We start from the raw sequence: 22,597 nt of genomic DNA on the forward strand, positions 1-22,597 counted from the left end.
GTGGAATATATTTCAAAAAGAGGTTTGTATATGGAGAAAAATTCAATTTTAATTGTAGATGATGATCAAGATATTGTTCAATTTATAAAAGTGAATCTAATGCAAGAAGGTTTTAAAGTTTTTAGTGCTCATAACGGAGAAGAGGCTTTAGAAATAATAAATAATAACAGTATTCAACTTGCTATTTTGGATATTATGATGCCTCAAATGGATGGTATAGAACTTTGTAGAAGGGTTAGAGAGAAACATAGTTTACCAATTATGTTTTTAAGCGCGAAATCATCGGATGTAGATAAGGTAATTGGATTTAGTACTGGGGCAGATGATTATATTGTGAAGCCGTTCAGTACAATTGAATTTATCGCAAGAGTGAAAGCTCAATTAAGAAGGTATACATATTTCAACCAAAATGCTGTTCAAGTAATGGAAAAGAAAATAAATATTAGAGGTTTAGAAATAGATGAAGTGTCGAGAACAGTAATGTTATATGGAGAAACAATGAATCTTACGAAAACTGAATATGATATTTTGTACTTAATGGCCGCTGCAAAGAATCGTGTGTTCACTATTGAAGAAATATATGAGAGCGTTTGGAAAGAAAGAGCCTATGAAAGTAATAATACAGTAATGGTTCATATTGCAAGATTAAGAAATAAAATTGAAGAGAATCCAAAAGAGCCGAAGTTTATTCAAAATGTTTGGGGAGTCGGATATAAAATTGAAGATTAAATCATTACAAGGCATTAGAGCTAAGTTTTTTATTGCATTCATATGTAGCATTTTGTTAGCAACTGTAAGTATAATAGCGTTTCAAATTGTAATTGGAAATATATATAGTCATGTTACTGCGTTAGAGGAAAAATATTCATTTTTATATTTTATAGTTTTTTTGATTTTTACTACAACATACTTTGCATTTATGACAAAAACGATGATGAAAAGATTATCTCAAATTAATAAGAACGTGAAGAAAATAAGTGATGGTAATTTTGAAATACATATACCTATTTCGAAAAGCGATGAGATTGGTGAACTAGCGGCAAATGTTAATAGAATGGCGAAAAGTTTAAAAGAGTCTATTGAGAATGAAAAAAAATCACAGGAAATGAAAAATGAAATGATTAGTAATATTTCTCATGACTTACGAACGCCAGTAACATCTTTAATAGGTTATGCGGACCTGTTAGGAAATAAACTTCATTCAAATGGAGAAGAATGTGAAGAGTATGTAAGTATATTAAAGCGAAAAAGTTATGAATTAAAAAATCAAGTAGATGATTTATTAGAATACTGTCAAATAAATTATAGAGAGATTGAATTACATAAAGATGAAATAGATATGAAAGCATTAATTGAACAAATCATGATTGACTTTGTACCACAATTAGATGATGCCAATATGAGCTTTTATATTAAAAGTGATGAAGTGCTACATGTAGAAGTTGATGTGGCACTTATAGTGAGACTATTTGAAAATGTAATAGGTAATAGTATTATGTATGGAAAAGATGGAAAGGAAATTGCAATTGGAATTTCCAATAAAACAATGAATGTTGAAGTAGAAATTAAAAATTTTGGAAAATGCATTCCGAAAGAGGACCTTCCTTACGTTTTTGAGAAATTTTATCGTAGTGAAAAATCACGTAGCTCTCATACGGGTGGGAAAGGAATAGGACTTGCAATTTCGAAAAGTATAGCACAGCTCCATCAAGGGGATATAACTGTACGTAGTAACGATAAAGAAACAGTTTTTACTGTAAAATTACCGCAGTATAAAAAAGTAAGAAAGTCGTAAGTATTTCTTTCATATGTCGTAATTTTTACTTTGTATCATTGAGAAAAAGGATATGAGAGTAGGGATACGACATGTGGAAGAAATTTTTATTAGTAATTATAGTTCCTTTTTTAATTATAAGTTGGAGTTTAATTTATGTAGCTAATGGTGTTACATCAGTCTTTGTTTGGTGGTGTATACAGGCTTTTAGTGTAATTTCAGTTTTTCTCTTAATAGGATCAGTAATAATGTTTTTTTTGAACGGCATTTTTAGAAAGCGGATAGATAGAACGCTACTTTTAATTATTCTGTTTTCTATCATTGGAGCTTGGCCTGTCGGTTGGTTTGCTAATATAGGTAGAATTGCTTATCCAGCAGATATACAATCGATGGGTCCTAAAGCAGTAGTTCGTGTTCCTTTGAATGAACGAGCATTGATAGGTTGGGGCGGTGATCGGTTAGAAACGAACTATCACGTTATAAAACCAAATGAAAGGTGGGCATATGATATCCTTATGCCGCCTGCTGAAGTGAAAAGTAGTATGTTAGAGGATTATGGAATATATGGAGCAGAAGTAATGGCACCAGCTTCTGGAACAGTTGTATCTATTAATAATGATGAAAAAGATGTAGTTCCAGGAGAGGATGATTTTCAGTCGATGGCGGGGAATCATATTTATTTACGACTAGATGAATCAGGGACATTTTTGCTTCTTGCCCATTTAAAGAAAGGCTCAATTAAAGTGAGGGAAGACCAACATGTAAATGAAGGAGAGGTTCTTGCTCAAGTCGGTAACTCCGGAAGTTCAAGTGAGCCGCATTTACATATTCATCATCAAAGGCAGGATCCGTCCAAAGTAAATATGTTTTTTGCGGAAGGATTGCCACTTTACTTTCGAACTGAAAATGGTGTCATGATGCCGGAAAGAGGGACATACATAAGTGGTAAGTAGAAGAAAATCATTTCATCCAAAAAGGGTATTCCAAATTAAAATTGGAATACCCTTTTTTCATTACCCTACAAACGTTTGATACAGTAAGAAAATATTTAAAATGATAACGAGTGCTGCAATTATCCATGCGATAAATGTTGTTATACGGTGGTTAACGAGTGCACCCATAATCTTTTTATTACTTGTAAACATAATAAGTGGCACTAGTGCAAATGCAATACCAAATGATAAGACAACTTGACTCATAACGAGAGCGTAAGTTGGATTTACACCTAAAGCGATAATAACTAGTGGTGGAATCATTGTAATAAATCGACGTAAATATAACGGAATATGCATGCGAATGAATCCTTGCATAATAATATCACCTGACATTGTACCGACAGAAGAGCTTGATAAACCTGCTGATAAAAGTCCAATCCCAAATAATGCAGCCGATACAGGACCTACTAAGTTGGTAAATTGAGTGTAAGCAACATCTAAATCTTCAACGTGCATACCGTTTTTAAAGAATAGTGCAGCTGCTACAATTAACATACTTGCATTAATTGCTCCAGCGATAACCATTGCAATAATAATATCGATAAATTCGAAACGAAAAATCTTTTTCTTTTGTTCGTCAGTTGTTCCAACCACGCGGCGTTGTGTTAATGCAGAATGCAAGTATATTGCATGCGGCATAACTGTCGCACCTAAAATCCCTGCTGCAAGTAATATACTGTCTACACCTTGGAATTTCGGAATAAATAGTCCTGAAAGAAGGGGACTTAATTCTGGTTTTGCATAAAAAACTTGGATCCCAAATGCTATTACTACAATAAAGATCATCCCTGTAATAATAGCTTCTAGTGAGCGAAATCCTCTGCGTTGAAACTCAAGAATAATAAATGATCCGACTGCTGTAATTAAAGCAGCTGGTAACATAGGTATTCCAAATAATAAATACAATCCGAGTGCTGCCCCGATAAATTCAGCTAAATCTGTAGCCATAATAACGAGTTCACCTTGTATCCATAAGCCGATAGACACAGGCTTTGGAAAGTTTTCACGAGCTATTTCGGGTAAATTGTTTCCTGTAGCAATTCCTAATTTAGCCGATAAAGTTTGGATTAATACAGCCATTAAGTTAGAAGCGAATATAACCCATAATAGTAAATATCCATATTGTGAACCAGCTGCGATATTTGTAGCAAAGTTGCCAGGATCAATATAAGCAACGGACGCGATAAAAGCGGGCCCTAAAAATGGTAACAGTCTTTTCCAGCCTTTTGTTTCTCCACTTAAAGCTAAGTGAGCTGATTGTACAGTTGTACTTTCAGAAGGGAGATGTTCATCTTTTGTTATATCTTTATTCATAGTAGTTTTCCCCTTTAAAATGTTAACTTGATGAAATTATTGTATTTATTCTTACTCATTATGTCAATACATTTAAATATGTTATGTGATAATTTCATTTGAACACGAAAGTTTCCTTAATGCAAATTATATGCCTTTATGCAATGGATGGTGTGATAATGTAAAATGAATTGGGAGTTTATGGTGTGATGACATGGGGAAACATAGTGAATTAAAGGGCTGTTTTTGAAATTTATGTGAACATAAAGCCGATAATACAGCATATTAATTGATGGAATTGCATTTGTATGATATATAATATATTGGGATTACAACATAACCATAGTGTTTTGATGTGTAATCTTGTTTTTTTATTTTTGTTAACTGATAGAAAATAGTATAAAGAAAAGAAAATGGGATTCATTTTCTTATTATATATGTTTTGATATGAACGTTAACTTATACATGATTTTAAAAATTAGATAGGTGGTAGAAATACATTGGCAACTACAAAACCATACAGAGTATTACTATATTACATGTACACAACAATTGAAAATCCAGAAGAATTCGCGGCAGAGCATTTAGAATTTTGTAATTCACTTGAATTAAAAGGAAGAATTCTTGTAGCAAAAGAAGGTATTAACGGAACTTGTTCTGGAACTGTAGAGCAAACAGAAAAATACATGGAAGCAATGAACAATGATCCACGTTTTGATGGTATCGTATTTAAAATAGATGAAGAAGAAGGGCATGCATTCAAGAAAATGCACGTACGTCCTCGTCCAGAATTAGTTACACTTCGTCTAGAAGATGACATTAACCCACACGAAATAACTGGGAAGTATTTAGAGCCAAAAGATTTTTATGAGGCAATGAAACAAGAAGATACAGTTATCATTGATGCACGAAATGATTATGAATTTGATTTAGGACACTTCAAAGGTGCGATTAAACCTGATATTGAATCATTCCGTGAATTACCAGATTGGATTAGAGAAAACAAAGAAACACTTGAAGGTAAAAAGATTTTAACTTATTGTACAGGCGGAATTCGTTGTGAGAAATTCTCAGGTTGGTTAGTTCGTGAAGGTTATGAAGATGTAAGTCAGCTTCACGGCGGAATTGTAACGTACGGAAAAGACCCAGAAGTACAAGGTGAGCTTTGGGATGGACAATGTTACGTGTTTGATGAGCGTATCGCTGTACCAGTAAATCAAAAAGAACATGTTATCGTTGGTAAAGACCACTTTACAGGTGAACCATGTGAGCGCTATGTAAACTGTTCAAATCCAGAATGTAATAAGAAAATTTTATGTTCTGAAGAAAACGAAGCGAAATATTTACGTGCATGTTCTCATAAATGTCGTGTAAGTCCACGTAACCGCTACGTAATACAACATGAATTAACGGAAGAGCAAGTAGCTGCTGCATTAGAGAAAATCGAAGCAGGGAAGTAAGCTGAATTCGTATAATAAAAAGGTACTCCAAGCTTTATTTTGGAGTACCTTTTTTGTTATACGGTTCTGTCATTTGTCGGTAATTCGATATATTTGAAAAATCGCTGATAAAAATTTCATTTACTGCAGCATACCACATATTTGGAAATAACCTTCTTTAATTTTTATCCTCTTTTTCTTTTACAGCAGACAGTACAGTTTGTTTTACCCATGCTTTTCTTCTTTTGTGCTGCACAGCCCATTGGTATAACCCTTGAGCCCCTAAAATAAGTGAAATGACAATGCCGCTAATCGCAATTAATAGAGCGAAAAATTCAAGAGGTGACGATATTTTGTTTGAATCGGTGTTTCTTAGAAGATCGATCATAGTAAACCCTAACATTTGGCCTACTACAGAGTAGAGCGTTAAAATTAATAATAAGAGACTATCTTTTTTTGAGGCGACATTTTCTTGATATTTAAACAAACTATCAAGATTTTGTTTCGCGTTCGAGTATAAAACCTCAATATTAAAAAGTTTTCTTAAGCGGAAGAAAATATCTTCACTTTGTGATTGAGATACTAATTCTAAAGAAAAATAATTAGCAGTGAACGAATTAATCGAATAAATTAATTTCTCTATTTCATTAGTATCTTGTTCAATATTTAGCTCAGCATAGGCGTTTGCCATTTTTAATAAAACAATTTTATGGAATAGGTTTAATAATAAAGCGTAATAAAATTCTCCGTACATTTGACTAGCAAGTTTATCGATTTCGCGTTCTCCTTCATTTGTTACACATGTAAAAATATGTTCTTCCATAATGAAATAACGATTTGGAGCCCATCTCTGGTAAGCGTGTTTTTTTAAATAGTTATGAATGTAAGGAAGGTTACTTGCACTCACATATGGCTTACCATCACTTGTTAATCCGGAAAGACTGGAAGTACGATAAACATCCACTTCATTAAGTTCCATACCTTCTTTTAGTGACAATAAAGTTTGGACGTACATTCTCTGGTCTTCAAAGAAAGGGAAGGTTTGAAAGTATGAACTTCTTAATCTCTTCTTTTCAAAGAAATCAGTTACGCCATGAAATAAATAACCAAAAATGAATTTCTCAACTTGGGAATACTTTTTTCCGTTACATTCAATACAAATAGACTCATTTGTATCAGTTTTAGTTTCAAGTACACGGAAGCGATCTGCGAATTCGATTGCTTCAGATAAAGTCATGTTTGGAGCAGTGTTTACTTCTGTTCGAATTGTTAAGAAGCCAAGTTCATAAGGACAAAGTGTTACATCAATAGAGTGTATCTTGAATGGAATTGAAATAAGGTTTGTTGTTAAATGTCCAGTTAAGTTAAGATCTTTTGAATAACGTTGCAAGCCCTTTTGATGCTCTGAGTGAGGAAAGAGAATTTTATTTGTAAATGAAAGATAGTATGCTTCCATATTTTGATGTGAAACTTTAAACTCCCCATAATATGTATTTTCATCATCGAGATGATCGAGCCGAAAAGGACGAAAATCGTTTTTTTGTAAGAAAGGGAACATATTTTGTTCATATCCAGTTTTAAACGAAAACGGGAATATAAATTGGAATATAGCTGTTGCTACACCTTTTTCCTCAATTGTTTGTATTGCCTCCATCTACATTGTTTCCTTTCCATATATGCTATAGAAACAACATGCCCAAATTTATTTGAAAATAACCACTGTTTTATACTCAATTGAGAGTGAAAATTCAGCTTATTTAGCAGAGGACATGTATAATGTTATGTATACTAAAAGTTGTAAAATTGTATTTTGAAAAGGGGGATGCTGTATGCGGATTTTAGTATTAGGCGCTGGTGGAGTCGGAGGGTTTTTTGGTGGCAGATTAGTCGAAAAGGGAGAAGATGTTACATTTCTTGTTCGTAGTAAACGGAAAAAACAATTAGAGGAAAGAGGACTTGTAATCCGAAGTGTTAACGGGGATTTTTCCTTCCAACCGAAATTAATAACGAAAGAAGAGAGAACTTCTCCATTTGATGTCATTTTATTTTCAACAAAAGCGTATCACTTAAACGAGGCTATTCAAGATTTGAAGCCGTTTGTTGGCGAAAATACTGTAATCATTCCATTGTTAAATGGTATCGCTCATTTATCACTACTACAAAAAGAATTCGGCGAAGAAAAAGTAATTGGCGGTTTATGCTTTATCGAGACGACGTTAAACGATCAAGGAGAAATTGTACAAACTAGTGCTGCCAACAGACTTGTGTTTGGAGAAATTAAGTCTCAAAATTCAGAGAGAGTAAAGCATATTTCTAAAGCATTTGCAGGTACGAAGTCTAGTTTTGTTTTAAGTGAAAATATTACGCAAGATATGTGGCATAAATATTTATTTATTACTGTAATGTCAGGTGTGACAACGTTAATGCGTGCACCAATTGGACCAATTCGTGAAAGTGAAGGCGGCCGTGATTTTATCCGTAATGTGTTTGAGGAATCTGTACAAATCATGAGAGTATTAGGAGCTCCAGTAAAGGAAAATATTGCCCAGGAACATATGAAAACGATTGATAAAATTTCGTATGATATGAAGTCATCGATGCAGCGTGATATGGAAAAGGGTTCATTTATTGAAGGGAAGCACTTGCAAGGATATTTACTGGATGTAGCAGAGAAATTTTCTATAGCGGCACCATTATTAGGAACTATATATCAAAATTTAAAGGTGTATGAAGAGATGACCTTTAACAAATCTGTAATAGAATTAGATGTATGAAAAAATAAAAAAGATAGCAATATATAAGTGTATTGCTATCTTTTTTATTTTTTTGTATGACAAATCATTTATTTCTTTTCGTTCTATCTGTCAAATTTATTTCCTGTTCACGTTTACCATATAACTGATTAATTTCATTTGCTACTGCATCTAAATATGAATCGGAAAAAATAGGCTTCTTTTCTTTAGACATATGGGTCTCCTTTGTGGATTTTTTAGTATTCATTATGTATATTTCTCAGCGGATTATGCGCAATCATTTTAATTTTTTTCTTATTAAAAATTTTTGTTTACTTTTTGAAAATAAAGGAGTATTATAATCCACAGTTTCAATTTTCTAAATCGCTGAAACCGCATGGTACGGGGGACCCGTTTTTACGGATTAGTACATAATCCGATGGGGTGAATCCTTGAAAAAGGTAGGGCTACTCATAGGCCCGAATCCGACAGCTAACCTCGTAAGCGTTATATTGAGAAGGAAGGTGGAGCTTGTGCGACAAAAAAAATAATGTCTACAAGTCTATTTCGCTATGGCTTGTAGACATTTTTTGTTTTCTGAAGAAATAGTTTACTGGCTGTAACAAGCAGAAAAGTTCGTACAAAATTATTGGAGAGTGGACAGCATTGGTTTCATCTATTAAAAGATTTTTAATTGGAAGACCGTTAAAATCAACGGAGCTTGGAGAACAAAAGCTTAATAAAACGAAAGCTTTAGCTATTTTATCTTCTGACGCATTGTCATCAGTTGCTTACGGTCCAGAGCAAATTTTAATTGCTTTAGCAGGTGTTGGAGCGATCGCCTATTGGTATTCCATTCCGATCGCTGTTGGGGTATTAGTATTATTGACAGCCCTTATTTTATCTTATCGTCAAATTATTTTTGCTTATCCGCATGGCGGGGGAGCGTATGTTGTATCAAAAGAAAATTTAGGGATGAATCCAGGCTTAATTGCTGGAGGATCTTTATTAGTTGACTATATTTTAACTGTTGCGGTAAGTGTGTCCGCGGGTACAGATGCAATTACTTCTGCGTTTCCTAGCTTACATGCACATAACGTAATTATTGCGGTTATATTTGTTATATTAATTACGATATTAAATTTAAGAGGAGTAACGGAATCAGCTTCCGTGCTAGCATATCCTGTTTATTTATTCGTTTTAGCACTATTTATATTAATTGGTGTGGGCATATATAATATTTTAACTGGTCATGTTTCACCTACTTTACATGCGCCGATTGGAACACCAGTTGCAGGAATTAGTTTATTTTTATTACTAAGAGCATTTGCATCAGGTAGTTCTGCTTTAACAGGTGTTGAAGCAATTTCAAATGCAATTCCGAACTTTAAAGATCCTGCGCCAAACAATGCTGCAAAAACATTGCTTGCAATGGGTGCATTACTTGCTGTGTTATTTTCAGGAATTGTATTTTTAGCTTATTATTACGGAGTGACTCCGAGTAAAGAAGTAACAGTTGTTTCTCAAATTGCTGAACAAACATTTGGACGTAATTTCATGTACTATTTCATACAAGGTACAACAGCTTTAATATTAATTCTCGCTGCTAATACAGGCTATTCTGCATTTCCTTTATTAGCGGTTAACCTTGCAAAAGATAAATTCATACCGAGAATGTTTACGATTAGAGGAGACCGTTTAGGTTACTCAAACGGTATTATTATACTTGGAGTTGCTTCGATTATTTTAATTGTAGCTTTCCAAGGACAAACAGAACATTTAATTCCACTATATGCAGTAGGTGTATTTATTCCATTTACACTTTCTCAAACAGGGATGGTATTAAAATGGCTTCGGGAAAAACCTGAAGGATGGGCTTTAAGATTAACGGTTAATTTAATTGGTGCAGTTATTAGTTTTATCGTAATGAGCATGTTCTTTTTAACTAAATTTGCACAAGTTTGGTCGATACTTATTTTCTTACCTGCAATCATCTTCTTATTCCACAGAATTAAGAAGCACTATGATGCGGTAGGTGATCAGTTAAGTTTAAAAACTTGTGAACCACTTGTTCCGATTAAGGGAAATGTAATCGTCGTTCCGGTAGCTGGTATGACTCACGTAGTAGAAAATTCATTGAACTATGCTAAGGCTCTTTCGGCAGATCAAGTTATTGCTGTATATGTTGCTTTTGACAGGGAAGAGGAAAAGAAATTTGAAGAGAAATGGAAAAAGTGGCAACCTGAAGTTAGGCTTGTTACATTACATTCTCATTATAGAAGTATTATCCAGCCGCTAACGAAGTTCATCGATACAGTGCAATATAAGGCAAGTGAATCGAATTACCGCGTTACGGTCGTTATACCACAGTTCATTCCGAAAAAAGGTTGGCATAACATTCTTCATAATCAATCCAGTTTACTCATACGTGCGTATTTACTTTATAAAAGAAATGTTGTTATTACGACAGTTCCATATCATTTGAAAAAATAAGAAGATTTTTTAAGGATAGCTTCGTGAAAATGAAGCTATCCTTTTTGTGTATATGCTATGCATAATTGCATATGGGCTCGAAAATTATATTTATATAATTTTATCAGTTATTTTCAAGTAGTGTTTTCTGTTGTGATATGTAGATATTTCAATCTATAAAGTGAATCGGATTATATTTTGAAATAAGGACACGAAAGCTTGAAAATAAAGGGAATGAAAATACTTCTTTACGTTATATAAACAGCTGTGTTTAAATGACCTTACAGTACAAAACATATATGAAAACAAAACGAAATTTCATATTTACGTATGTTGTTTAGTTTAAAATGAATAATATTTTTATGTAATATATTCACTGTGTGAATGTGGGGATTTCGATGAAATAGAAAATTTATACAATATTATTCATACTAAACACATATGAAAAATAATAAAATGTTTTGTGACGATAAGTAAGTACTGTAGCAATACGAGAGAGGTGGTTCGTACATGGATCGCGGTGAGAACGTTCTCTATTTTAACCATCTCAAATTATAGGTAAGAAAATAGAATAATAAAATGCGATAGTAATAGTTGCTAATACATAGGAGGAGTTAAAGTGAAAAAGACTTTAATTACAGGGTTATTGGTTACAGCAGTATCTACGAGTTGCTTCATTCCTGTAAGCGCTTACGCTAAGGAGGGGCAAACGGAAGTGAAAACAGTATATGCACAAAATGTAATTGCTCCAAATACATTATCCAATTCAATTAGAATGTTAGGATCACAATCACCGCTTATTCAAGCATATGGATTAATTATTTTACAACAGCCAGATATTAAGGTAAATGCGATGAGTAGCTTAACGAATCATCAAAAGTTTGCAAAGGCGAATGTACGAGAATGGATTGATGAATATAATCCGAAGCTAATTGACTTAAATCAAGAGATGATGAGATACAGCACTAGATTTAATAGCTATTATAGTAAGCTCTATGAATTAGCAGGAAACGTAAATGAAGATCAGCAAGCAAAAGCAGATTTTATGAGTGCATATGGAAAATTACAATTGCAAGTACAAAGCATCCAAGAGAGTATGGAGCAAGATTTATTAGAGTTAAATCGATTTAAAACAGTATTAGACAAAGATAGTAACAACTTATCAATTAAAGCCGATGAAGCAATAAAAACACTGCAAGGATCAAGTGGAGATATTGTGAAATTAAGAGAAGATATTAAAAGAATTCAAGGTGAAATTCAAGCTGAATTAACTACTATTTTGAATAGACCTCAAGAAATCATTAAAGGTTCTATTAATATTGGTAAACAAGTATTTACAATCACAAATCAAACTGCACAAACGAAAACAATCGATTTTGTTTCTATCGGTACTTTAAGTAATGAAATTGTAAATGCTGCAGATAGTCAAACGAGGGAAGCAGCTCTTCGCATTCAACAAAAGCAAAAGGAGTTATTGCCACTTATTCAAAAGTTATCACAAACTGAAGCAGAGGCGACTCAAATTACATTCGTTGAAGATCAAGTAAATAGCTTTACAGAATTAATTGATCGTCAAATTACAACTTTAGAAACGTTATTAACGGATTGGAAAGTTTTAAATAATAATATGATTCAAATTCAAACAAATGTCGAAGAAGGCACGTATACAGACAGTAGTTTACTTCAAAAACATTTCAATCAAATTAAAAAAGTAAGTGATGAAATGAATAAGCAAACAAATCAATTTGAAGATTACGTTACAAACGTTGAAGTACATTAAACAGAAAAATAATTAGCGATATAGGGAGAGAAGAAAAATGACAAAAAAACCTTATAAAGTAATGGCTCTATCAGCACTTATGGCAGTATTTGCAGCAGGAAATATTATGCCGGCTCATACGTATGCAGCTGAAAGTACAGTGAAACAAGCTCCAGTTCATGCGGTAGCAAAAGCTTATAATGACTATGAAGAATATTCATTAGGACCAGAAGGCCTAAAAGATGCAATGGAAAGAACAGGTTCAAATGCTTTAGTAATGGATCTGTACGCTTTAACAATTATTAAACAAGGTAATGTTAACTTTGGAAATGTATCGTCTGTTGATGCGGCTTTAAAAGGGAAAGTAATTCAGCACCAAGATACAGCTAGAGGAAATGCGAAGCAATGGTTAGATGTATTAAAACCACAGCTTATTTCAACGAATCAAAATATCATTAACTACAATACGAAATTCCAAAACTATTATGATACTTTAGTTGCTGCAGTTGATGCAAAGGATAAAGCGACTCTTACGAAAGGCTTAACTAGATTATCAAGTAGTATTAATGAAAATAAAGCACAAGTGGATCAGTTAGTAGAAGACTTGAAGAAATTCCGAAATAAAATGACTTCGGATACGCAAAACTTCAAGGGTGATGCAAATCAAATTACATCTATATTAGCTAGTCAAGATGCAGGAATTCCGCTATTACAAAATCAAATTACAACGTACAATGAAGCAATTAGTAAATATAATGCAATTATTATCGGTTCATCTGTTGCGACAGCTCTAGGACCAATTGCAATTATCGGTGGTGCAGTAGTTATTGCTACGGGCGCAGGAACACCGCTAGGAGTAGCATTAATTGCAGGTGGTGCAGCAGCTGTAGGCGGTGGTACAGCTGGAATCGTATTAGCGAAGAAAGAGCTTGATAATGCACAAGCAGAAATTCAAAAGATAACAGGACAAGTTACAACTGCGCAATTAGAAGTAGCTGGATTAACGAACATTAAAACACAAACAGAGTATTTAACAAATACAATTGATACTGCAATTACAGCGTTACAAAATATTTCAAACCAATGGTACACAATGGGATCAAAATATAATTCTTTACTTCAAAATGTGGATTCAATTAGTCCAAACGACCTTGTTTTCATTAAAGAAGATTTAAACATTGCGAAAGATAGCTGGAAAAATATTAAAGACTATGCAGAAAAGATTTATGCTGAAGATATTAAAGTAGTAGATACGAAAAAAGCATAATTGAATACGAATCGTTAGAGCGTTAAGTGTTGATGAATGATTTGAAGCTCCTGTTCAGTTGTGAGCAGGAGCTTTTTATACTCTTATAAAGAAAATAGGTGAAAAGTATGCAGAAAAGATTTTATAAAAAATGTCTTTTAGCGGTAATGATTGCTGGGGTGGCAACGAGTAACGTATCTCCTTTACATCCTTTTGCAGCAGAACAAAATGTAAAGGTACTACAAGAAAATGTGAAAAACTATTCTCTTGGACCAGCTGGATTCCAAGATGTAATGGCACAAACGACATCGAGTATATTTGCAATGGATTCATATGCAAAATTAATTCAAAATCAACAAGAGACGGATTTAAGTAAAATAAGTTCGATTAATAGTGAATTTAAAGGGAATATGATTCAGCATCAAAGAGATGCAAAAATTAATGCAGCATATTGGTTAAATAATATGAAGCCTCAAATTATGAAAACGGATCAAAATATTATAAATTACAATAATACTTTTCAATCGTATTATAACGACATGTTAATAGCGATTGATCAAAAGGATAGCGGAAAATTAAAAGCGGATTTAGAAAAGTTGTATGCGGATATTGTAAAGAATCAAAATGAGGTAGATGGATTATTAGGAAATTTGAAAAGTTTTCGCGATAGAATGGCGAAAGATACAAATAGTTTCAAAGAGGATACAAATCAGTTAACAGCGATATTGGCAAGTACGAATGCTGGTATTCCAGCTCTAGAGCAACAAATAAATACATATAACGATTCGATTAAAAAGAGTAATGATATGGTCATTGCTGGTGGCGTACTTTGCGTAGCGCTAATAACATGTCTTGCTGGCGGGCCGATGATTGCGGTTGCAAAAAAAGATATCGCAAATGCAGAAAGAGAGATAGCTAATTTAAAAGATAGAATTTCAGGAGCACAAGCAGAAATCGTAATTTTGACTGATGTAAAAAATAAAACAACAAACATGACGGAAACAATTGATGCAGCAATTACAGCACTACAAAACATATCAAACCAATGGTATACAGTAGGTGCAAAATATAATAATTTACTACAAAACGTAAAAGGAATTAGTCCGGAAGAGTTTACGTTTATAAAAGAAGATTTACATACAGCGAAAGATAGCTGGAAAGATGTAAAGGATTATACAGAAAAATTACATGAAGGTGTGGCAAAGTAAACAGTGGGCTAGTTCCGCTGTTTATTTTTATTCCGTTTTTTTGTGAGAGTTGAACTTGTAATTTTATATATAAGTTTTCATGTGTTTTATCCATGTGTGTATAAAAAATCTTTTTGTTATCGCTCCCTTTGATAGAATCCATTTTCACATAGGTTTTTTACCGAATTTTTTAAAAATTAAATTTTACGGCTTGATAATTCGTTTAAAATGATTTAATCTTATGTCAAATGATATATTTATCTATCAAAAATGCTTTTGTAAAGATAAAGGAGTGATTGAGAATGTTAAACGCCCCATTGATGGTAAGCCTTTAGGTGCAACCACATTGAAAAGATTGGGAAGAAATGAGTGAGCTTTCACAATAAAGAACTCTATAACTTTATGTAGTGTTTGATGCCCTTTGATTAGATTTTTTTAAAAAACAAACCAATATTAATTGAATCAAAGTTTAGAAATTAAATATATGAGTAGTAGAAAAAAGCCATTAGTTGTTATCATGTCTTGATGAAAAACATAAAAAATAGGCAAGAAAAATTCTGAGAAAACCTGTTCAGAAAGTATGGTATGAAAGCAAGTTAGTGATGGGAATTCAAAACCAATTTGATAAAAGTGAGGTAAATAATATGACTTTTGAAGAAAAATTACAAGCATATGCAGAACTTACGGTGAAAATCGGTGTGAATATTCAACCAGGGCAATACTTATTAGTCAATACATCAGTGGATGCATTGGATTTCGCCCGTATAGTTGTGAAAGAGGCTTATAAGGCTGGGGCAGGGCGTGTTCATGTTAATTTCTCGGATGAAGAAATGGAACGTGCTTACTTTGATTATGCCTCAGATGAAGAATTTAATCGCTTCCCAGAGTGGATAGTCAAAATGAATGATGAGCTGATCGAATGTAAAGGAGCATTATTAATGATAGATGCTACAGATCCTGATAAATTTACAGGTATTTCATCTAATCGTCTAGCTACCTATCAAAAGGTAGCAGGAGCTGCTCTGAGCAACAATCGCAACGCCGTAATGAAGGATTCAGTAGCTTGGTCTATGGTAGCAGTTCCTTCACCAAAGTGGGCATCGAAGGTGTTCCCGGATTTAGCAGCTGAGGATCAAGTACCAGCATTATGGGAGGCTATTTTTAAAGCTGTTCGTATTGGTGAAGGCAGTGCTATTGAAAAATGGCGTGAACATGTAAAAAATTTAGAATCTCGTGCGGTCCTACTGAACAATAAAAAATATATAAAGCTTCACTATACAGCGCCAGGTACTGATTTAACAATTGCATTAGCACCACAGCATAAATGGATTACTGGAGGTGGTAAAACTCCTGATGATACTATCTTTATGGCTAATATGCCGACCGAAGAGGTTTATACGTTACCGATGAAACAAGGTGTAAATGGCTATGTAAGCAATACAAAACCATTAGTTTATCAAGGGAATATTATCGACGGCTTTAAACTGACATTTGAAGAAGGAAAAATTGTTAAAGCTGAAGCACAGGTAGGACATGATTTATTACAGGAGCTTATTAATGTGGATGAAGGCTCGTGCTATTTAGGTGAGATAGCACTTGTACCAAATGAATCACCAATTTCAGCATCGGGAATTTTATATTTTAATACATTGTTTGATGAAAATGCATCGAACCATTTAGCGATTGGTAAAGCTTATCCAACTTGCTTAGAGGATGGAAGAGATTTAGAAAACGATCAGCTTGAAACGTTAGGTGCAAATATTTCAGTAACACATGAGGATTTTATGATTGGCAGCAGTGAGATGGACATCGACGGTATTCTACCAGATGGAACTGTAGAACCAATTTTCCGTAAAGGTAGCTGGGCATTTTAAGTTTTTAATTTGAAGAAAGGAGTAGAGTGGATGAAACGGTTACTAAGCATAATTGGTGCAACTATATAGGGGGTTCATCTGCTTTTGCTTAGGCTGAAAACTACCTCTTTAATTAGAAGTAAAATACATTCAAAGGAGATAGGCCAATGAATTTCTGGGAAGTTGTTTTGATAGTAGTGAATTTTAGTCTATTGAGTTGGATACTGTTAATAGGCAGAGAAACGAAAAAGTGGTCTAAATTAGCTACTTTGATTGCCGTTGTAATGGTTACAGTTCAGTTATTGGCAGAAGGTTTTAGGTGGCAGATGATTCCGGCATATGTATCCCCAGTTATCTTAATTTTATGCTATTTATTAACTGGGCGGAAAAAGGGCTGTAGAAGTTGGGGTATATTCATAGTTAAGACCTCGTTGCTATGTATCTATTTGTCTGTAGCAGTGGCGCTACCTTTACTTATGCCAGTATTTTCATTTGAAGAACCAACCGGCCCACATAGGATCGGTACGAAGGTATATCATTGGATTGATCATCAGAGAAATGAAGCATATTCGAAAAATCCAACCGATCGGCGCGAACTGATGGTGCAAATTTGGTATCCTACAGCTGAAAAAAGTAAGGGGGATCCAGAACCTTATATTCGTAACAGAAATGAGCTTTCCAAGGGATTGGAAAAAACATTGTCCATTCCTGCATTTGCATTCAGCCACATGGAATTGGTAAAATCTCATTCGTTTATGGATTTACAACTCTCAGATTCAGAGAATCATTATCCCATATTACTTTTCTCTCATGGTTTTAATGGTTTTCGTAATCAAAACACGTTTCAAGTTGAGGAGTTGGCTAGTCAAGGATATATTGTTCTAAGTATCGATCATACCTTTGATGCTGCAGCTACCGTCTTTCCAGATGGTCGAACTGCTTACGTACAGCCCATCAATTTAACTGATGAAGGGGATAGCCACATAAAATTATGGGAGGAAGATGTCAGCTTTGTCCTTAATCAGATAGAGAAACTTAATCAAAACGATGAGACCGGCTTCTTTACAGGAAGAATGGATACTTCGCGAATTGGAATGTTTGGTCACTCTTACGGTGGAGCTACCGCAGCACAAATACTTGCAAAAGATTCTCGTGTCAAAGCAGCTATCAATATGGATGGTACATTGTATGGAGAAATCTTTCCTGAAAGTGGAATTGGAAAACCATTTCTACTCATGAGTGCAGAAGAGCCTGATGAAGCAGATCCCTATGAAGTGAGGGAGCGATATGGACGTGGGTTAGCTGGTGGTGGTATGTCAATGGTCATACCTCATACGGATCATACAAGCCTCACTGATTTACATTTGTTCTCCCCTCTGTTGCAGAGTCCAGGTGAAAATCCAAAGGAAGTTCATCGTATTATCAACGAATTCAGCCTGGCATTTTTTGACCAGTATGTAAAACAGAAGGATGACGGCTCAACCCTTAAAAGGCTGATGACCAAATACCCGGAAGTGAATTTTAAAGTAAACCGATAACTTTATGCAGAAAGAAGCTTCATTATAAAACATTCAGTAATTAAATGAAGTGCAACCGGATTTAATAAAAGTAGAAAAATTACTATAAGTATTAATGCGTCATGAAAAATAGTTTAAAAAACCTAGATAAGGTAATCAATTTCTCTACTAAGAAAGCGATTCGAACCATTTCCTTTGGTTCTTGTATTTATTACATTAAATAATTTAATTTCTTCATCGTTATCTAAATAATGAAATGCTAAAAATGAAACATTCAAAGTACTATCAGTTTCAGTAATATAATTCTTTTTGAAAAGCTACATTCAGCATCTGGACACTTTATTTGAGATTGTTTATTATAATATCAAATGATATATTTTTCTATCAAAAATGACGAATTTATACAGAAAAAGGGAGAGATTGACGATGAAGAAAGACTTGTCAGCGTTGAAGGAAGCGAGATTTAATGCAATTCTTGATTCGGCTACTATATTGCTTGTTGAAAATCCTACTGCTTCGATGAATGAAATTGCGGAATATGCGGGAATTGGAATTGCTACACTCCATCGCTACGTCGAAAGCAGGGAGAAATTGATGCTGTTCTTAGGCCATCGGGCTATACAACTGGTAAGTGATACTGTAAACCAGATTCCACTGGATGAGGAAAGAAGCGAAAACTATATCCCGGAACTCATTGAAGCGTTAATCCCTTTAGGTGACAAAATCTATTTTCTAGGTCATGATGCATCTGTATTTAACAACAAAGAATTAGGTAAAGCAGAAGAGAAGCTGAGGGAACCCTTACGACGCGTTATTGAGCTGTTACAACAAAGAGGTTATTTTCAGCAAACGGTTAGCAGCGAATGGATTTTGAATACGCTTTATGCTCTGCTTTTCCATACTTGGGAACAGGTACATGAAGGAAATGTGGCTAAAAAATCTGCTGCAGAGCTTGTTTTAAATACATTTTATTATGGTTTTAAAGCTAAGGATGATTTGAGAGGTAAGTGAACTGATTCAAATCCATGATAATTAATATCAATAATACAGAAAGCGAAAAGGAGGACTGGGAAATGAATCAAATCTCTATTGTAAAGGCTGTTCATCAATCCATGGTCGGCGCCCAGTTAAATGTAATGGCATTGGAATACATGGCGTTTCCACTTGCAGGATCTGAGGAGAAGAACACAGTCGAAGGGACATTTTGTAAGCTCTGGCGGCAGGAGAACAACCGTTTTAGTCATCAATACGCTTATGAAGCTCAAATGGACGGGAAAACTTTAGGGATGATTACTTGCTATCCCATACCCGTTTTAAACCGTCTTGCCTGGTCCACTTTTAAACAGCTGCTTTCATTCCGAAAGCTGGGTTTTGTTATTTATAACATTTTGAATATCAAAATGCTTTATTCCATGTTTACCTTGAAGGAGGGAGAAGATGACGAGTTTCACATCGGAACAATTGCCTTATTGCCCGAAAGTCGAGGACTAGGGATAGGTACCAGACTACTTAAGTTTGCCGAGGAACAAGCTTCCCTGCAAGGCTTTGCCAAATGCTCTCTGACGGTAAAGAAAGAGAATCAACTTGCCATTAAATTGTATCAGAGGATAGGCTACCAGATTACAGGCGAAATTAATAAACCAAAGTTATCGTTGTACAGAATGGTCAAAAACGTAGAATCTTACAACCGTTTATAAAAAATTTGTACCGTATCAGGATACTGCCACATACCTATCAACTGTAATATTCTGAATTATCAAAAAATAAAAATGGACTTTTTGTTACAAGTTAATACAAAATTTCGTTCTGGAGGCACTAAAAAATTTTAGCTTGATAGTGATGGGATGGGGCCTCTATATAAAAAAACACAGTTTACACTCAAACTGTGTTTTTCGACGTACAATGATTTATCAACATCTCTTATTATTCTTTAAAATCTGCAACAGAACCAGGATTTCCCCTCAAAGTATAAATTCCAAGGGGAACCGTTTTTTTTATTTACTTATATACGTACAGCTGTACCACTGACAGCAACCATTAACATTCCATCACGAACAACTTCGTAATCTACGTCAATACCAACGATAGCGTTCGCACCTTTTTCTTTTGCAAGTTCTTTCATTTCGCCCATTGCAATATCACGAGCGTCTTTTAGCTTACTTTCATAAGCACCAACACGGCCACCGACAACATCACGAACGGAAGCGAATACATCGCGGACAATATTTGCACCCATAATAGCTTCACCATTTACAATATCAATATACTCAATAATCTCTTTACCTTGAATTCCAGAAGTTGTTGTTACAATCATGACTGACACTCTCCTAATATCTTATAATTTTTGATTAGCTTTCTTATGCCATAGAAAAAGTATTTTTGGCACCAGAAACAAGTCTAGTTTCTTACAGAATGAAACCAAGGCAATTGTTTAACATGTGTATCGCTATAACATATGCAATGGATCTTTTAGAAATAAGATAAGCCGCAGTAAGTATCAACGATCCAGGTAAATAAATAGCAATATCCGAAAGTTGGTTCGTATGAAGAAGTGTAAAAATCATAATCGAAATGATAGATGCAATAGCAGTACCAATATGGTAAGAAAAACGATTTATTAATATGTGACGAAACACAATTTCTTCAAGTATTGGACCCAGAATACCAAATACAAGCAATGTAAATACAAGAGGTACCTCCGCACCCGTTTCAAGGAGCTGCTCTTGGTTCTCTGGTTGACCAGTTGCTAGAAAACGCATAACACACTGTTCCACAATTACCGTAAATAAAACTACCATAGGAATACTTACTATTTTCAAAATTGTCTTCTCTTTAAAATAAGTAAAACTTTCAATAATTTCTTTCCTAAAGAAAATGATTCCTACAATAGCAGGTACAGTAAAACCGATGGCACTAAGAACAAATTCTGATTCAACTAAATTGACATTAGCTAAAAGTGATATGCCAAATAATATGTACAAGCCAATTTGAAATGGTACAAACATTGTAAAGATTATGAGCATAATGATTTCTTTTTTATTCATTTTTATAAAGTTCACTGTATTGCCCCCATAATTAAATTACCTATAATTTTTGATTTTTCTCTCTGCATAACGTTCTCCTTCTAAATATATTTATATAAGATTATAAACCGGACGGTTCGGTCCGGAACCTAATGATACTATAAGTTTCTAGTTTTTTAAACCCTTTTTATAAAGTATTAACAAAATCCAAATGGAAAAAAAGCAAATATATTTATATCTCAGTTTCTTTGGTACAATTTAATTCCAGTAATCATTAATGATTACCCTTTTATAGAATGAAGTGAAAGTGGGGATAGTTCAAACACTTTAGCTAAACATATTAATCAAAATTATATATAATAATCATATGTCTATACGTTAAATTTAACTATATATTTTTACACCTACTACGAAGTTAGGTGAAATTAGTTGTATAACATGACTGAATTAAATAATTGGTCATGTTAATTTTGACAGAAAATTCATTTGAATGATATAGATAATACAATTTGATTAATCTCTTTTCAAACTGTATTGTTTGAGGTTCACATAATATAGGGGTTGATAAGATATTTTCGCTTCAAACTTCTTTATACTTACAAAAAAATTCAAGAAAATAGATGGTAAATATCACCTGGAATATTAAGCTCGTTTTTATTAGGAGGATTACAAAGCATGACTAAAGTTGATAAGGTTAAAGAAAAAATTATTGAAACATCTTTATATTTATTTAATACTAATGGGATAACTCGCACATCCATCCAGGATATAATGACAGCTACTGAACTACCTAAAGGATCTATTTATCGTAGATTCAAAAGTAAAGAAGAAATTGTCCTTGCTGCCTACGACAAAAGTGGTGAGATTATGTGGAGTCATTTTCATAAAGCAATGGAAAATAAAAAGACAGCAATCGATAAAATCCTTGCAATTTTCCTTGTATATCAAGATGCAGCTAATAATCCTCCTATTGCTGGAGGCTGTCCATTACTTAATAGCGCAATTGAAAGTACTGGAGTATTTCCAGAATTACAAAAAGCAGCAGCAAAAGGTTATGATGATACAGTAATGTTAATGGCTTCTCTCATAAAAGAAGGAATAGAGAAACAAGAACTTAAAGAAGATATAGAGGTTATATCACTTGCTTCCTTTCTTGCATCTTCAATGGAGGGGGCTATTATGGCAAGTCGAGTATCTAACGATAATATACACCATCATTATTTTATTGAACAAATAAAACATCATCTTTTCACTTATTCTAAATAAGTGGGAACTTGCATTGTTTTCATCCAATTTTTATAAAATTA

General features: G+C 33.9%; 19 protein-coding genes and 1 riboswitch. Of the genes, 14 read left to right on the top strand and 5 right to left on the bottom strand.

From position 1 onward, the window contains the following. Positions 1–30 precede the first annotated feature (30 nt). The 3 genes from BCG9842_RS08735 to BCG9842_RS08745 all read left to right on the top strand — a co-directional run bounded on the left by BCG9842_RS08735 (position 31) and on the right by BCG9842_RS08745 (position 2,727). Positions 31–729: a response regulator transcription factor gene (locus tag BCG9842_RS08735; RefSeq protein WP_000414529.1), complete on the top strand. Its 699-nt coding sequence runs from the start codon at positions 31–33 to the stop codon at positions 727–729. Next, on the top strand, positions 695–1,795 hold the full coding sequence (locus BCG9842_RS08740) for a HAMP domain-containing sensor histidine kinase (protein WP_170952490.1): 1,101 nt from the start codon (positions 695–697) through the stop codon (positions 1,793–1,795). Before BCG9842_RS08735 ends, BCG9842_RS08740 begins: the two co-directional genes overlap by 35 nt. A 71-nt stretch (positions 1,796–1,866) precedes the next feature. After that, complete coding sequence (locus BCG9842_RS08745) at positions 1,867–2,727, top strand: M23 family metallopeptidase (RefSeq protein WP_000265526.1); 861 nt, start codon at positions 1,867–1,869, stop codon at positions 2,725–2,727. A 60-nt stretch (positions 2,728–2,787) separates the two neighbouring features. Here the strand turns inward: BCG9842_RS08745 and BCG9842_RS08750 are convergent, their stop codons facing one another. Then, positions 2,788–4,083, bottom strand: a complete 1,296-nt coding sequence (locus BCG9842_RS08750) for an Nramp family divalent metal transporter (protein ID WP_001030674.1) — start codon at positions 4,081–4,083, stop codon at positions 2,788–2,790. Between the two features lie 479 nt (positions 4,084–4,562). Here BCG9842_RS08750 and trhO point away from each other — a divergent pair, with 479 nt between their 5' ends. Continuing rightward, entirely contained in the window at positions 4,563–5,522 is a 960-nt protein-coding gene (gene trhO, locus BCG9842_RS08755; protein ID WP_000246235.1) for an oxygen-dependent tRNA uridine(34) hydroxylase TrhO, read from the top strand. 157 nt (positions 5,523–5,679) lie between these two features. On the opposite strand, the gene BCG9842_RS08760 is transcribed toward trhO, so the two are convergent. Beyond that, on the bottom strand, positions 5,680–7,155 hold the full coding sequence (locus tag BCG9842_RS08760) for a hypothetical protein (protein ID WP_000387459.1): 1,476 nt from the start codon (positions 7,153–7,155) through the stop codon (positions 5,680–5,682). A gap of 175 nt (positions 7,156–7,330) precedes the next feature. Between BCG9842_RS08760 and panE the strand changes: the two genes are divergently transcribed. Then, positions 7,331–8,275 carry a 2-dehydropantoate 2-reductase gene (gene panE, locus BCG9842_RS08765; RefSeq protein WP_001221905.1) on the top strand — a complete coding sequence of 315 codons (945 nt, stop codon included), beginning with the start codon at positions 7,331–7,333 and terminating at the stop codon, positions 8,273–8,275. A 64-nt stretch (positions 8,276–8,339) separates the two neighbouring features. On the opposite strand, the gene BCG9842_RS31785 is transcribed toward panE, so the two are convergent. After that, positions 8,340–8,468: a hypothetical protein gene (locus BCG9842_RS31785; protein ID WP_000031873.1), complete on the bottom strand. Its 129-nt coding sequence runs from the start codon at positions 8,466–8,468 to the stop codon at positions 8,340–8,342. Positions 8,469–8,608: 140 nt separating this feature from the next. After that, positions 8,609–8,755: riboswitch (cyclic di-AMP (ydaO/yuaA leader) on the top strand. 144 nt (positions 8,756–8,899) lie between these two features. Here BCG9842_RS31785 and BCG9842_RS08775 point away from each other — a divergent pair. From BCG9842_RS08775 to BCG9842_RS08810, 8 genes are all read left to right on the top strand, one after another. Then, positions 8,900–10,726 carry an APC family permease gene (locus tag BCG9842_RS08775; protein WP_000254886.1) on the top strand — a complete coding sequence of 609 codons (1,827 nt, stop codon included), beginning with the start codon at positions 8,900–8,902 and terminating at the stop codon, positions 10,724–10,726. A 598-nt stretch (positions 10,727–11,324) separates the two neighbouring features. Further along, positions 11,325–12,485, top strand: coding sequence for a non-hemolytic enterotoxin NHE subunit A (gene nheA, locus BCG9842_RS08780; RefSeq protein WP_000751828.1), 1,161 nt, complete (start codon positions 11,325–11,327; stop codon positions 12,483–12,485). Between the two features lie 37 nt (positions 12,486–12,522). Further along, entirely contained in the window at positions 12,523–13,731 is a 1,209-nt protein-coding gene (nheB, locus tag BCG9842_RS08785) for a non-hemolytic enterotoxin NHE subunit B (RefSeq protein WP_000162968.1), read from the top strand. Positions 13,732–13,838: 107 nt separating this feature from the next. Further along, positions 13,839–14,918, top strand: a complete 1,080-nt coding sequence (gene nheC, locus BCG9842_RS08790; RefSeq protein WP_001172000.1) for a non-hemolytic enterotoxin NHE subunit C — start codon at positions 13,839–13,841, stop codon at positions 14,916–14,918. Between the two features lie 623 nt (positions 14,919–15,541). Beyond that, entirely contained in the window at positions 15,542–16,771 is a 1,230-nt protein-coding gene (locus BCG9842_RS08795; RefSeq protein ID WP_000141970.1) for an aminopeptidase, read from the top strand. Positions 16,772–16,917: 146 nt separating this feature from the next. Further along, positions 16,918–18,288, top strand: a complete 1,371-nt coding sequence (locus BCG9842_RS08800; protein ID WP_001012298.1) for an alpha/beta hydrolase family protein — start codon at positions 16,918–16,920, stop codon at positions 18,286–18,288. A gap of 405 nt (positions 18,289–18,693) precedes the next feature. Continuing rightward, the gene (locus tag BCG9842_RS08805) at positions 18,694–19,278 is read left to right on the top strand and encodes a TetR/AcrR family transcriptional regulator (protein ID WP_000710982.1); all 585 of its coding nucleotides are present in this window, start codon (positions 18,694–18,696) and stop codon (positions 19,276–19,278) included. Between the two features lie 62 nt (positions 19,279–19,340). After that, positions 19,341–19,964, top strand: coding sequence for a GNAT family N-acetyltransferase (locus BCG9842_RS08810; RefSeq protein ID WP_001071938.1), 624 nt, complete (start codon positions 19,341–19,343; stop codon positions 19,962–19,964). A 305-nt stretch (positions 19,965–20,269) separates the two neighbouring features. Here BCG9842_RS08810 and BCG9842_RS08815 read toward each other — a convergent pair whose 3' ends face one another. Both BCG9842_RS08815 and BCG9842_RS08820 read right to left on the bottom strand, forming a co-directional pair. Further along, positions 20,270–20,581, bottom strand: coding sequence for a heavy metal-binding domain-containing protein (locus BCG9842_RS08815; RefSeq protein ID WP_000637518.1), 312 nt, complete (start codon positions 20,579–20,581; stop codon positions 20,270–20,272). A 91-nt stretch (positions 20,582–20,672) separates the two neighbouring features. Next, positions 20,673–21,326, bottom strand: coding sequence for a CPBP family intramembrane glutamic endopeptidase (locus tag BCG9842_RS08820; protein ID WP_001009305.1), 654 nt, complete (start codon positions 21,324–21,326; stop codon positions 20,673–20,675). A gap of 639 nt (positions 21,327–21,965) precedes the next feature. Here BCG9842_RS08820 and BCG9842_RS08825 point away from each other — a divergent pair. Beyond that, on the top strand, positions 21,966–22,556 hold the full coding sequence (locus tag BCG9842_RS08825; RefSeq protein WP_000169651.1) for a TetR/AcrR family transcriptional regulator: 591 nt from the start codon (positions 21,966–21,968) through the stop codon (positions 22,554–22,556). Positions 22,557–22,597 lie beyond the last annotated feature (41 nt).

Source organism: Bacillus cereus G9842 (assembly GCF_000021305.1).
Classification (GTDB): domain Bacteria; phylum Bacillota; class Bacilli; order Bacillales; family Bacillaceae_G; genus Bacillus_A; species Bacillus_A thuringiensis_S.

What these genes read in the sequence shown, in the direction of transcription:
- BCG9842_RS08735 (WP_000414529.1), top strand. Translation starts at nt 31, where the DNA reads ATGGAGAAAAATTCAATTTTAATTGTAGATGATGATCAAGATATTGTT.
- BCG9842_RS08740 (WP_170952490.1), top strand. Translation starts at nt 695, where the DNA reads ATGTTTGGGGAGTCGGATATAAAATTGAAGATTAAATCATTACAAGGC.
- BCG9842_RS08745 (WP_000265526.1), top strand. Translation starts at nt 1,867, where the DNA reads ATGTGGAAGAAATTTTTATTAGTAATTATAGTTCCTTTTTTAATTATA.
- BCG9842_RS08750 (WP_001030674.1), bottom strand. Translation starts at nt 4,083, where the DNA reads ATGAATAAAGATATAACAAAAGATGAACATCTCCCTTCTGAAAGTACA.
- BCG9842_RS08760 (WP_000387459.1), bottom strand. Translation starts at nt 7,155, where the DNA reads ATGGAGGCAATACAAACAATTGAGGAAAAAGGTGTAGCAACAGCTATA.
- panE (WP_001221905.1), top strand. Translation starts at nt 7,331, where the DNA reads ATGCGGATTTTAGTATTAGGCGCTGGTGGAGTCGGAGGGTTTTTTGGT.
- BCG9842_RS31785 (WP_000031873.1), bottom strand. Translation starts at nt 8,468, where the DNA reads ATGTCTAAAGAAAAGAAGCCTATTTTTTCCGATTCATATTTAGATGCA.
- nheB (WP_000162968.1), top strand. Translation starts at nt 12,523, where the DNA reads ATGACAAAAAAACCTTATAAAGTAATGGCTCTATCAGCACTTATGGCA.
- nheC (WP_001172000.1), top strand. Translation starts at nt 13,839, where the DNA reads ATGCAGAAAAGATTTTATAAAAAATGTCTTTTAGCGGTAATGATTGCT.
- BCG9842_RS08795 (WP_000141970.1), top strand. Translation starts at nt 15,542, where the DNA reads ATGACTTTTGAAGAAAAATTACAAGCATATGCAGAACTTACGGTGAAA.
- BCG9842_RS08800 (WP_001012298.1), top strand. Translation starts at nt 16,918, where the DNA reads ATGAATTTCTGGGAAGTTGTTTTGATAGTAGTGAATTTTAGTCTATTG.
- BCG9842_RS08805 (WP_000710982.1), top strand. Translation starts at nt 18,694, where the DNA reads ATGAAGAAAGACTTGTCAGCGTTGAAGGAAGCGAGATTTAATGCAATT.
- BCG9842_RS08810 (WP_001071938.1), top strand. Translation starts at nt 19,341, where the DNA reads ATGAATCAAATCTCTATTGTAAAGGCTGTTCATCAATCCATGGTCGGC.
- BCG9842_RS08815 (WP_000637518.1), bottom strand. Translation starts at nt 20,581, where the DNA reads ATGATTGTAACAACAACTTCTGGAATTCAAGGTAAAGAGATTATTGAG.
- BCG9842_RS08825 (WP_000169651.1), top strand. Translation starts at nt 21,966, where the DNA reads ATGACTAAAGTTGATAAGGTTAAAGAAAAAATTATTGAAACATCTTTA.